8 protein-coding genes are annotated in these 12475 nt (G+C 49.6%); 5 read left to right on the forward strand and 3 right to left on the reverse strand.

Features of this window, described 5'->3' with window-relative positions; translation table 11 throughout:
• Positions 1-149: 149 nt before the first annotated feature.
• On the reverse strand, positions 150-812 hold the full coding sequence (gene mobA / locus JOD55_RS04625) for a molybdenum cofactor guanylyltransferase (protein ID WP_204398910.1): 663 nt from the start codon (positions 810-812) through the stop codon (positions 150-152).
• Positions 813-903: 91 nt separating this feature from the next.
• Positions 904-1128 carry a DUF3107 domain-containing protein gene (locus JOD55_RS04630; protein WP_204398911.1) on the reverse strand — a complete coding sequence of 75 codons (225 nt, stop codon included), beginning with the start codon at positions 1126-1128 and terminating at the stop codon, positions 904-906.
• Positions 1129-1374: 246 nt separating this feature from the next.
• Between JOD55_RS04630 and JOD55_RS04635 the strand changes: the two genes are divergently transcribed.
• A complete protein-coding gene (locus tag JOD55_RS04635; RefSeq protein WP_204398912.1) occupies positions 1375-4608 on the forward strand; it encodes a UrvD/REP family ATP-dependent DNA helicase in 3234 nt (1077 codons plus the stop codon).
• Entirely contained in the window at positions 4605-8306 is a 3702-nt protein-coding gene (locus JOD55_RS04640; RefSeq protein WP_204398913.1) for a UvrD-helicase domain-containing protein, read from the forward strand. The genes JOD55_RS04635 and JOD55_RS04640 overlap by 4 nt, the downstream gene beginning before the upstream one ends.
• A gap of 7 nt (positions 8307-8313) precedes the next feature.
• Here JOD55_RS04640 and JOD55_RS04645 read toward each other — a convergent pair whose 3' ends face one another.
• The gene (locus tag JOD55_RS04645; RefSeq protein WP_204398914.1) at positions 8314-9333 is read right to left on the reverse strand and encodes a phosphotransferase; all 1020 of its coding nucleotides are present in this window, start codon (positions 9331-9333) and stop codon (positions 8314-8316) included.
• A 165-nt stretch (positions 9334-9498) separates the two neighbouring features.
• On the opposite strand from JOD55_RS04645, the gene prfB reads away from it, so the two are divergent.
• The 3 genes from prfB (at position 9499) to ftsX (ending at position 12471) form a co-directional block, all read left to right on the forward strand.
• On the forward strand, positions 9499-10629 hold the full coding sequence (prfB, locus tag JOD55_RS04650; RefSeq protein WP_204398915.1) for a peptide chain release factor 2: 1131 nt from the start codon (positions 9499-9501) through the stop codon (positions 10627-10629).
• A 244-nt stretch (positions 10630-10873) separates the two neighbouring features.
• Positions 10874-11563 carry a cell division ATP-binding protein FtsE gene (ftsE, locus tag JOD55_RS04655; RefSeq protein ID WP_204398916.1) on the forward strand — a complete coding sequence of 230 codons (690 nt, stop codon included), beginning with the start codon at positions 10874-10876 and terminating at the stop codon, positions 11561-11563.
• On the forward strand, positions 11563-12471 hold the full coding sequence (gene ftsX, locus JOD55_RS04660) for a permease-like cell division protein FtsX (RefSeq protein WP_204398917.1): 909 nt from the start codon (positions 11563-11565) through the stop codon (positions 12469-12471). The genes ftsE and ftsX overlap by 1 nt, the downstream gene beginning before the upstream one ends.
• Positions 12472-12475: the final 4 nt, after the last annotated feature.

Consider the following 12475-nt stretch of genomic DNA (forward strand, 5'->3'; position numbering starts at 1 on the left):
TTGAAGAAATTCTTCAAAATTGCCATTCCTCATTCACCTCCTCTATTCAATTGTTTACAGGTACAATTCTACGCGCGCTGTAGTGGAGATAGCGAGCAAAAGGTGCGAAATGCTGGGAAAATAGTCCTAAGTCACAGTGAGCTACGCCGCTATTTTTCGTTGATTGAAAGGCGGTCTAGTAATTGCGTGGCACTTTCAGGGGTGTCGACGTCGAAACAATAGTTATGTTTGTCGATCAGCGTTTGAAGTTCCAACGTTCCAAATGCAGATTTTATTGAAGCGTCTCTTCGTGCCGGGAGCTGGCGTAACGCATTGAGCCTGTACAAGCCATGCGTGTACTGTGGCCACGGATCGGTATCGTTCGTCGTCGGTATGACACCTGCAGAACTGGGGCTTTGCTGGAGAACGCAAGCCAAATCGGGCAATAGCCGTGGCACAAGGGGAGCGTCGCAGGTCGCGAGCAGGACGCCGTCGTCGTCTGAAAAATCGTCGAACACGGCCACACCCGCTGCGATACCGGCGAGCGGTCCTCCAAAAGGAGGATCTTCCAAGGTGAGCCTTGCGCCGGTGGGCACCGTGAGATCAGGTGGTCCGACGACGCACGCTTGGCCGTCAAAACCCGCCCGTTCGAGTTCGTCAAAGAGAAGGTCAAGAAGGCGTTTACCTGCAATCTCGTAATCTGGTTTGGAAACACCGCCGAGACGACGTGCCGTCCCACCAGCCAAAATGATCACGGCCTTGACCGACTCAACCGGGCGACGCGAAAGACCAACGCTTGCGTCTGTGTTGGTCAACGGAAAATCAGTTGTCATAAAAGGACGACCTAACAGCTGTCTGTGCTACGAAAATCTGAGAGTCGTGCGGCAAGAGCAAAAGAGTCGTGTGGCGATTAGACGCGATGAACTAGACGAAACCGAATCCGACCCGGCGCTGCTCTTCCTTAGCAATACGAACGTAACCAAACGACGCTGCAGGTACGAATAGGATCGTGCCGTCGGTGCCAGTGAGCTTGACGGGGGAGTTGGCGTCAAGCGCGGAGCTGATAAGGTTCATGAGCTCGTCGGCCGACATGTCAACATCGAGGTTAACTGGTGAAACTGAATCTCGAATGCCGATGCTGATTTCCATGGATTTTCCTTAAATATTGGGCTGCCGCCAGATGGCGATGCCGTAACTGTATTTCTCATACTATTTTAGCCTGTTTACGTGCGTGATTTATAACGCGATAACGTAAATTTCGTTGCTGGAGGAACTCGACACTGGCATGCGGCAGGCAAGAAAAATCTGCCGGCGATGAAAAATTATTCGGCGGCAACGAAAAATGGCAGGAGGCTTCCGATACTCTATTAACAGTAATAGTTCTGGAGGTTTGCAATGACGACTCACACATTAGATTCATCGCAGCAAGCGGTGCTCAACCAATGCGTGGCACCTTGCACGCTGTCTGTAATCGGTGCGCCTGGTTCTGGAAAGACGGAGGTTCTCAAGCAAGCCGTGCTAAAGACCGTTTCGGACAGTCCACGTGCGAAGATTGCTGTGCTGAGTCCAGATAGGCGGGCAGCTACCCAGCTGAGGAACGAACTTTCGGTGTCGCTTGGCGGACTTACGGACTCTATTGCAGTTCAGTCGATTAACGCTTTTGCTTTCAAAGTGATCTCGGAGTTTGCACAGCTACAAGGAAGATTAGAGCCTCAATTGATATCTGGCCCTGATCAAGACGTGATTTTGAAAGAAATTTTTGAGCTTGTAGATGAGGGCGCGCTTCATGTTACGGATTTAGATTTTATTGACGACGACGCTGCGCAGCTTCCTGCGTACCGTGCGGAGTTTCGTGATCTGATTACACGCGCAGCTGAGCTGGGTCTTGGTGTTGACGATCTGTGCGAACTTGGGAAAATACACGATCGAAAAGTGTGGATTCAAGGCGCACAGATCATGGGCGCATACGAGGGAGCATTGGCAGCACAGGCGAGCGCACATTCTACTAATCCAGACCGCATCGATCACGCCCGATTGATGAGTAATGCCGCAGGTGTGCTTCGAGCTTGGGAAACTTCTGGCGGAGATTTTGGCGGTAAAGCCGTGGTGAAGCCGCGGTGGGATTGGGTTTTTGTTGACGACGTTCAGAATGCAACGTTGAGTCTGATCACGTTATTGCGCCAGCTTCAAGATGACGGTGCTTCTATTGTTGTATTTGGCAATCCGGATTTGGCTGTACAAGGATTTCGAGGTGGTATAGCGCAATTGCCGACGATGCTTTCCCGCGCTCGCACTGATATGGGAATTGGCGCGCAGCAATTGATTCTCGAGCAGGTTTACCGGGGAAACTCTGGCCTGCGCAAACTTGCAAGGAGAATAGAGTCTGGTATTCATGTGGCAGGCGTTGTTAAACATCGACGTGCCGAGGTGGGCAGTGATCAATATGTGATGGAATGCGGTGGTGCTGACTCTGGGGTTGAGCGTTGTGATGTGCCCAGCATTGGGGTTTATTCTGGTGCTGGTACTGGGGCTAGCGCTCAGGCGGAGTCACCGATTACGGTGCTCTCGGCTGTAACATTTAATGCGCAAGTGGAGGCAATTGGCGCGCAGTTGCGGCGTCTTCACCTTCATGAAGGTGTTCCTTATCGTGAAATGGCGATCATAACCCGTTCGCATAATATTCACAGTGCAATCAGGCGGGCGCTTGTGAGAATGGGAATTCCAGTTGAGGCCACAAACTCGGCACTTCCATTACGAGAACAACCAGCGGTGCACGCTCTGCTCGATCTCTTGCATCTTGCCATAGATGACCCGTATGAGCTGTCCATTGCTGATATTGAACATGTATTAACAGGGCGGCTGTCGCAGATTGACTCGATTCAACTGCGCAAGATTCGTCGAGAATTGCATGGTTGGGAACTGTATTACGATGGTCATCGGTCAGAACAGGAAGTCTTGTTGCAGCTGGTGAGAAACCCGCATGATCCTGTGCTGAGCAATATTCCGAGTATTAGAAAAATTGCACAAGTCATCATCAGTATTCGACAAGCTCATTCTCGCGGGCAAAGTGCTGACGAAGTGTTGTGGGAAGCATGGAACGCGCTTGACATAGCGGAAAAGTGGCGTTCGCAAGCCCTCGGGCATGGAATTTTGGCAGATATAGCCAACGCAGATCTTGACGCAGTTATTCAACTCTTCCGGGTTGCACAGCGCCTTAACGATAGAAAAACACAGCTTGCTGGAATTGAACGTTTTCTCGACGATCTTGAGCTGCAGGATTTGCCTGAAGATTCTATTGCACGCACGGGCGTGGGCGGAGACGAAGTAACGCTGGGCACGCCGTCGTCGGTAATCGGACGAAGCTGGGATCACGTGGTGATTGTGGAGGTGAATCAAGGAGTATGGCCCAATACTCGATTACGCAATCCGTTGACTCGAGTGCCTGAGCTTGTATCGGTGGTGGTTGGCGCGGTGCTGTCAGGTGGCACCGTGGTCGCGCAGCAGTTGATGAGCGAGGTCTTGGACGACGAGTTACGAATGCTGTTACAAGCAGTATCTCGCGCTCGGCAATCAGTGACTTTCACCTTTGAACGCAATGCGGATTCCTTGCCGTCTAGCTTCATTGAATGGCTATGTAGAGCTGAAAAATTAGAGTTGAAAGAAGTTTCACAAGCAACTGCAGTGGCTTCACACGTTGATGCTGTTGTAGGGCGCTTGCGGCAGATTTCGCAGCTTGAAGATCCGGCTATAGTTAGGCGGACGCAAATTCTCCTCGACCGATTGAAGAATTCTGGATTCGCGGAGGCTGATTCGAATACTTGGGTTGATTGCATGCCGTTGAGCTCTAATGAACCAGTTTTTGAGGGTAAAGCAAAGATTTCGCCGTCGAAGGTAGAAACAACACTCGAGTGTCCAATGCGAGAATTTCTCAAAAGTATTGGTGCACAACCCACCGACGATACCCTCGTTGCTGACTTAGGCTCCCTGATCCATAAAATAGCGGAAGAACACCCAACTGGTTCCGAAGAAGAATTAAGTGCTGCCTTAGAAGAAAAATGGCACCTTTTAGGTCTAGATGAGAATTTGCTCAGTAGTCAGCGTTTACGAGCTAGAGCTGAGTTGATGGTGCGCAACCTAGCCAAACATATATCAGAAGCGCCTGACGGTGTGCGAGTAGAAGTTCCGGCTTATTACGAAGCGGATGACTATATTGTGCGCGCGCGGATCGACAGAATCGAATTCGATTCTAGCGCCCCTCGGTTAGTGAATATTGTTGATCTCAAGACGGGGAAGAACGCTCCAACAAAAGATAAGGTTGCATCGCATCCACAGTTGCTGACCTATCAATGGCTCATCAGCAAAGGTGGCGTGGCTGGTCAAGAGGGGATTCCGGCACCACGATGCGTTGAGAAAGCACAATTAGTTCACCTGGGTGCATCTAACATCAAAAAATCGGATCAAGAGCGTGCCGGGATTGCAGAATTAGAAGTAGCAGAGCGAAATATTGAAACTGTTGCGCTCTTACAGCGTGGTCCGGATTTTCCGGCGCGCCCGGACGAGGCATACTGCAGTTATTGCGCTTACGTGGGAATTTGCCCTGCACGTGAGGGAGAGAGAGTATTTTCATGAACAGCACAATTGACTACCAAGAATTTATTAAGATTTTTGATTTTCCACCAACACACGAGCAAGAGCAGGTGATTCGGTCTACTGCGCCAGCAATTCTTGTGCTCGCTGGTGCTGGAGCTGGGAAAACTGCCACGATGAGTCAGCGAATTGCGTGGCATATTGCTTCAGGAATGGTCACGCCACAGCAAGTTCTTGGCTTGACGTTTACTAAAAAAGCAGCTGGTGAATTGAGTGAGCGAGTGGATGCTTATGTCCGTAAAGCTCAGCGCAAGCTTTCTGATCTGAAAACGACGGGCACGTCAGAACAGAATCAAATTCACGCTAATCAGGAAACTAGTGACGCGGTTGCGAGAAACGCGGAATTTTCTCAACAAGTTGCCAATCACATACATCAAGAATTTGAACGTCCAACGATTTCCACATATAACTCTTTTGCGTCTGAAATAGCGATGTCCTATGCCATGCTCATTGGTGAAGATCCGCGTGCACGTCTCATCACTGAAGGTGAACGGTGGCAGATCATGCAAACGATCGTGGCGAATTGGGGAATTGACCAAAATAATCTCGGTGACTTTGAATGGGCCGAATCGAGTGTAGTTGACACTGCGCTCTCAATGGCAGCTGCAATTATTGATAACAAATGCACTCTTGACGAGGTGCGGAGCTTCTTCCTCAGCGAAGCTCAGGCTATCGAGGACATCGATGGCGGTATGCGTTTAACAAGCAAGCCTTTCAAAGGAACTGAAGCTTCGAAGGGCTTTACAGATCTAAAAAAGGCTATTGTTCCGTTGAAACTGCGAGCTGCAATTGTAGATATAGTCAAGGAGTATTTTGAGTATAAAAAAGCGCACTCGTTAATTGAATATGCTGATCAAGTAGCATGGGCGACGAGAATTCTCACTAAGGTTCCCCAAATCGGGCAAGAACTTCGCGCTAAATATAAGTTGATCTTGTTAGATGAATATCAAGATACCTCTATCAATCAAGCAGAATTTATTGCTGCGGCGTTCCAAGGAGCTGATTCGGTATGTGCGGTAGGCGATCCGAATCAAGCGATCTATGGTTGGCGTGGTGCTAGTGCAAACGCACTCGCAGACTTTAGTGAAAAATTTGCCGTCAAAGCAGAAAACACATTGAGCCTCTCTGTAGCATTTCGTAATTCGCAAAATATTCTCAAGGTGGCGAATATTGTTACAAGCGGATTTGAAAAGCTCGATTCGAAGGTAATCGACACTGATATTGACGATAGTGGTTTTGAACGGCCATGGCGGACTAAACCCGCAGTTGCGCGCGCGTCGTCTGCATTGCAACTCCAACAACTGCAAGCTGCACCGACTGCTCCAGCAGGCGCGGTGATCCATATACACAAGCACTTACGGCAAGATTCTTATCGTGCCATCGCGCGTCAGATAGCGGAAATATTTTCGAACCAGAGCAAAAATGAAAGCTCAAGGAAGACGGCATCTACCGGCCTTTCTGCCGCAGTGCTAATACGCAAGCACAAGTATGCTCAAGATGTTATTGCTGCTCTGGAAGAATTCGGTTTGGAGTATGAAGTTGTAGGTGGCGAACAAATTATTTTGTTGCCAGAGATCCGACTGCTGCGTGCGATTCTCACGCTTGTTTCGACTCCATCTCGTAATGATGCTTTGATGGTCGTCTTGAATTACTACGGTATTGGCACGCGTGATCTGCGTATTCTCTCCGATTTTTCACAAAAGCTGCGCAAAGCTCAAGACACGACGTCTCCAGTGCGAAACAGTGTTGAGTCGTATTCGCGCGCTCTTGAACTCAATCTTGTAGAGGCCATATCTTATATTGAACATGCTGAGCAGCTTTGTGAACTGGGCATGTCTGCTGCCGGTGCCGTGCGAATTATTGATATTGCGCGCGTAGTTCAAGAAGTTCGATCACATATCAATTTGAATATGCCGGAATTAGTGTTGAAAGTGATCGATGAACTCAATCTTTATGCGTTGGCTGAAGCACGCAGCCGGGGGAGTAAACGTCTCAAATCGGCCTTGGCACAATTCGTTGATCTAGCTGCTGATTTCGCCAATAACAATCCGCAGTTGGGAATTGGTGATTTTTGCAAGTGGATTGATGCTGTTGAAAGCAAAGAACGGGGAGGATCTGAAGAAAGCGATCAAGAAATATCAATTTTTGAACTTCGTGAAGAAACAGAACCGCAACCTGATATTGTGCAAATCTTGACCGTTCACGCGGCAAAAGGCCTGGAATGGGACGTAGTAGCTGTACCTGAATTGGTGGCAGGAGAATTTTCAAACGTGCTGCCAAGCAAAGCTAAGTCGTGGCATACCAGGACGACGTTATTTCCGTATCCTTTGAGATCAGATCGAAAACATTTGCCGATTTTCTCTGCGCAAGAGATGCTCAACCACAATCCATATAATGCGATGATTGTGGACAGCAGCAATCCGGCATACTTCCGGAAAGGAATAACCGGGTGCGTATTCGATGATTACCGCAATCGACTGCTTCCAGAATATGAATCAGGAGAGACTCGCCGCCTGGCTTATGTGGCATTTACCCGCCCCAAATCGCACCTGATATTGGGAAGCTATGATTTTAAAGATCTAACGAAAGTTCAGGCAGGTTACGAGAGCAATCTCGGTCGTTCACCTGAAGATCAATCGCTCGAAAAATATGCGGTTGAGCAGAGCGTATATCTCAAGGAAATGTATGCCTTTCAGGATCAAACAAAGCAGGTTATTTTTTCGCAAAGTGCGCAAAATCCTGATGCAATATCGGAACTTCCGTTCAAAAATATTGAAGATTTTCTCAAATGGGCTCAACCACTCGTGGCAGATGATGGGGAGTTCGCCCCCGGCACTACCGTTACCGAAAACCACGAAATCCTGTGGCCGCGGGATGTAGATCGAAGCCTAGAATCGCGCCCGCTAAATGTGCAGATAAACAAAATTGACCTCGATGCTATTTCACAGAGCCTTGATGAAACCGAAAATATCATTGAGCTGCTGATAGCAGAGCGAAACGCTGCCGGAGGCTCCCTTTCCTATGAAGCTGAGCATTTTACCGCATCGGGGATTGTTTCTTTGATGAATGATGCTCAAGACTTCTTGATGGATCAAATTCGCCCTATTCCACGTAAGCCGTTACGAGCAGCTCGAATCGGAACCGACGTTCACGCGCAGATTGCCGAATATTTTAGTGCGCCAAGCACTTTAGATATTGATTCCGTTGCATATCCAGGAGAAATGCCAATTGACGACGATCTCCTTGCCGATGAACCACGCAGAAACGAGCTCATGGCACGTTTTGAGAGTTCAAGATTTGCAAAATTGCCGCACGTTGCAATTGAACAACCAGTAGAAATATCGCTTCTATCGACCCCAATTCGTTGCGTCATTGACGCGGTTTTTGACACATCGCATGTCGATAGTCAAAAACCAATAACAATCGTCGATTGGAAAACGGGCAAGCGCCCCTCAGAGCAGCATATTCAGTCACGACAATTCCAGCTGGAGCTGTATCGTCTTGCCTGGTCTCACGCATACGATGTGCCACTTGAGAATATTGACGCATGCTTTTATTACCTCGGCGAAGAGGATCCGCAACGCAGAGAATTGCATGCACAGAACCTCAATCGCGAGATGATTGAAGAAACTATTGCAGAGAAAATCAGGGAAGGAGAGCAGCTAATTCGGCAAAACTAGCGCGCGATTACTCGGCGGATGCTGGAGTTTCTGTAGTGAAAGAAGCTTCCTCAGCCAGATCCACTGAAGCGTCCGGCACGAATGCATCGACCTGCCATGAGGGGCCGAAGGATAGCTCAGGATCAGCTTCAATATCAGCAGCCAGATCGTTGAGCATCTGGGTGGCGTCATCAATAACGGACTGGTCTTGCATTCGGATTCCGAAGAGTAGCCAGCGTAGAAGCGCCATCTCACTCATGAGTATTGAACGGTTGAGGAAATTTTCGTCAACGTCGTGATTGAGAGCGTTCTGATAGGACTCGAACACAGCGTCGAACTCGTCGTCGGGAAGCGAAGAAACGAGCGAAGCGAAATCCAACGCTGGATCTCCAACTTGAGTTTCGCCAAAACCTAGTACGCAGGAAACAGTGCCCTCCGACCATAGGAAATTCTCTTCAGCAACATCGCCGTGGATGACAGTCGGAACGAAATTCCACAACAGTCCATTTTCCAAGGCCTGTTCCCAGCGTTTACGCAGCACTACAGGGATCGTGGTAATTTTCTCGGCTTCGCGTAACTCTGTGAGCAAGCGAGTGCGCCACGTCTGCGGATCGTAATGAGGCATTCCGGCGCGGTCAATAACTGCAGTGCTCAGAGAGTGGATCGAGGCCAAAGTTCTGCCAAGCTCGTGCGCAGCCGCTGGAGAAATGTCATCGAAAGAACGTATTTTTCCAAGTGGGGCAGGGTAGACGAGCGCACGGCCATGCGTCAATGGAGCAAAACCAGCTGGTCGAAGCACGTCAAAAGGAAGCTGCCCTGAACGCAGTTCTTGCAAGAGCGACTGCGCAACTGCAGCTTCTGCCTCGAGAATAGTTCCAGCATATGCATGAAGCGGGTATTTCACAACCCATCGTTTCCCCGATTCATCAAGCACGCCAGTGTAATAGAAATCAGACGTGCGCATGATAGGCTCACGTGTTCCTACGGGACGGAGACCGTCGACTGCGACGACGGCAAGAGCTGCAAGATGAAGAGGCGTAACTTTCACATCTCAAAGCTACCGAGAAATGAACAAAAATAACATTTCACACTCCGCGTATTTCAAGACTGCCTATCAAAAGGCCAGTACGCTTCACGCCAATACACACAGCGTAAGCGCCCTCACGGCTTTCCTGGCAGATCAATTCCTCCTGATGCCGTAGAATAAGGAACCGTGGCCACTGATTATAACGTTGAAATTGAAAAGCTCCGCCGAACCTATACACAGATTGAGGCGGTAACTGACGTACCTAAACTCACGAAGCTCATTGCGGAGTTGACTGAAGAATCATCTAATCCTGAGCTGTGGAATGATCCAGAAGCAGCGCAAGCACTGACGTCCAAGCTCTCTCATGCGAAATCAGTGTTGGAAAAGATTGAGCAGATGAGATCGCGTATCGAGGATATTGAAACTCTTGTGGAAATGGCGCAAGAGGAATCTGTTACCGATGCCGACGCCGGTGCCGAGCTTTTCGCCGAGGCCGACGAAGAACTTGCCAAGGTTTCAACCGCTTTGGCTGATTTAGAAGTAAAGACGCTCCTTTCCGGGGAATACGACGAGCGAAACGCCGTCGTCACTATTCGTTCGGGAGCTGGCGGCGTGGATGCTGCGGACTGGGCACAAATGCTACAACGTATGTATCTGCGCTGGGCAGAGCGTCATGGTTACGCAACCAAAGTGATGGACACCTCCTACGCCGAAGAAGCGGGCATCAAGTCCACAACCTTTGAGGTTTCGGCGCCTTATGCTTACGGAACACTTTCTGTTGAGGCGGGCACGCATCGTCTCGTGCGCATTTCACCGTTCGATAACCAAGGACGGCGTCAAACCTCCTTTGCGGCGGTCGAAGTAATTCCGCTGATCGAAACTACCGACCACATTGAGATTCCGGAATCGGAACTCAAAATTGACGTGTTCCGCTCATCTGGTCCGGGTGGCCAGTCCGTGAACACTACCGACTCGGCAGTGCGAATGACCCATATCCCTACCGGTATCGTGGTGTCGATGCAGGACGAAAAATCGCAGATTCAAAACCGTGCCTCGGCACTGCGAGTATTGCAATCGCGGCTTTTGCAGTTGCGCCATGAAGAAGAGCAGGCGAAGAAGAAAGAACTAGCTGGTGATGTGAAAGCTTCATGGGGTGATCAGATGCGCTCTTACGTCTTGCATCCGTACCAGATGGTCAAAGACTTGCGCACCAACTATGAAGTCGGAAATACGGATTCGGTCTTCGACGGCGATCTCGACGGTTTCATCGACGCCGGAATCCGGTGGCGCCACGGTCAGCTTGAGGAAAACAAGTAGACGAGTAACGCGTAGCTCGCACGTCTATACGCAAATAACGGCAAGTGAGCCGACTGCGCGAAGTGTCAGTTCTTCGCGATCACTATCTTCTCTGCGCGATCACTATCTTCACATCGAACCACAAAATGTGATCTGATGCGATTTGCGCATTTTTTAGTGCCTCATCGGCGCGCCTTGTTCTGTCCAAAATAAATAACAATAAGGTAACTAATGACCAATACCCGTTGCTAGGGCGTGAAAAGTAATGATCAATTTTGAAAATGTTACGAAACTTTATGCGAAAGGGGCAGCCCCTGCGCTTGATCAAGTGTCTCTCACTATCGAGCGGGGAGACTTCGTCTTTCTCGTTGGTGCATCAGGATCAGGCAAATCAACGATGCTCTCGTTGATATCCGCTGAGACTGCGCCAACCTCAGGCAAAGTATTCGTGCTTGGAAAAGATCTAGCAGGAGTATCGGCACGTCGAGTGCCTTTCTTGCGCCGGCAAATTGGTTACGTATTCCAAGACTTCCGATTGCTATCTGAAAAGAACGTATTCGACAATGTGGCTTTGGCAATGCAAGTGCTTGGAAAGTCGCGACACGCCATACGTAAAGAAGTGCCAAAGGTTCTCGAGTTGGTTGGACTGGATGGCAAAGAAAGCCGCCGCATGTATGAGCTATCGGGTGGCGAAAAGCAACGCGTTGCTATTGCCCGCGCTATGGTCAATCGCCCCGAGTTGTTGCTGGCAGACGAGCCAACTGGAAACCTCGATCACGAGACGGCACTCGGTATTATGCGTCTTTTGGATCGAATCAACCGTCAAGGAACCACGGTAGTTATGGCCACTCATGATCGTGCGATTGTTGATCAGCTGCGTAAACGCGTCGTGGAGCTGTCTGATGGTCGGATTGTGCGCGATCAGGAGCGTGGAGCATACGGAGGAGCTCGGTAATGAAGTTACGTTTTATTCTTTCCCAAACCGTCAAAGGTTTGCGTGGCAACCTAGCAATGGCCTTCTCCGTAACGCTGGTTACCTTCGTATCCTTGCTCTTCATCGGCGCTGCGATCTTGTTGCAAACCCAGATCGGGAATCTCAAAAATGACTGGTACGACAAGGTTGAAGTGTCGGCATTTATGTGCCCGCAACATTCGCAACGTGCCCAGTGCGCAGCAGGTGAAGCGTCTCAAGAACAGATTGACGATATTGCCAAATTCCTTGAAACCAAGGAAATGAAGCCCTACATTGCTGAAGTCTATTTTGAATCGAAAGACGACGCGTTGAAGGCTTTCAAGAAGCAGATGGCCGATTCGGCCTGGGCCGACGCGATGACTGCCGATCAAATGCAACCCTCCTACCGAGTGAAGCTTGTTAACCCGCAAGAATACAAGGTGGTCGCGGACGCTCTGGAGGGACGCGCGGGCGTGGAATCCGTCGTCGACCAGAGAAAACAACTTGAGCCACTGTTTAATACGCTCAACAATTTCACCTTGGTTTCTGGTGGTCTGGCTGTGGTCATGGTGATTACTGCGATGCTGCTCATTCCATCAACGATCCGGCTTTCGGCGATGTTCCGCAGGAATGAAACAGAAATTCTGCGCTACGTTGGCGCCTCTAATAAGATGATTCAGTTGCCGTTCATACTCGAAGGAATTATTGCTTCGCTGGTCGGAGCCGTGCTGGCAATATTGAGTTTGTGGACTGTGGTGGAATTCCTGATCAAGGATTGGTTTGGTTCTACGTGGGTGCAGATTGTGGGCACCAAGGACGTGCTAATTCTTAGCCCGATTTTGCTTGTTGCGGCAATTGTGATTGCCTCCTTTGCCTCATTCTTCGCACTCAGAAGGTACACGCGAGTCTAGAAGC

Source organism: Arcanobacterium pluranimalium, from assembly GCF_016907845.1.
GTDB classification, from domain to species: Bacteria; Actinomycetota; Actinomycetes; order Actinomycetales; family Actinomycetaceae; genus Arcanobacterium_A; species Arcanobacterium_A pluranimalium.

Excerpts from the sequence above, each read along its gene's own strand:
- mobA (WP_204398910.1), bottom strand. The coding sequence starts at position 812 with ATGACAACTGATTTTCCGTTGACCAACACAGACGCAAGCGTTGGTCTT.
- JOD55_RS04630 (WP_204398911.1), bottom strand. The coding sequence starts at position 1,128 with ATGGAAATCAGCATCGGCATTCGAGATTCAGTTTCACCAGTTAACCTC.
- JOD55_RS04635 (WP_204398912.1), top strand. The coding sequence starts at position 1,375 with ATGACGACTCACACATTAGATTCATCGCAGCAAGCGGTGCTCAACCAA.
- JOD55_RS04640 (WP_204398913.1), top strand. The coding sequence starts at position 4,605 with ATGAACAGCACAATTGACTACCAAGAATTTATTAAGATTTTTGATTTT.
- ftsE (WP_204398916.1), top strand. The coding sequence starts at position 10,874 with ATGATCAATTTTGAAAATGTTACGAAACTTTATGCGAAAGGGGCAGCC.
- ftsX (WP_204398917.1), top strand. The coding sequence starts at position 11,563 with ATGAAGTTACGTTTTATTCTTTCCCAAACCGTCAAAGGTTTGCGTGGC.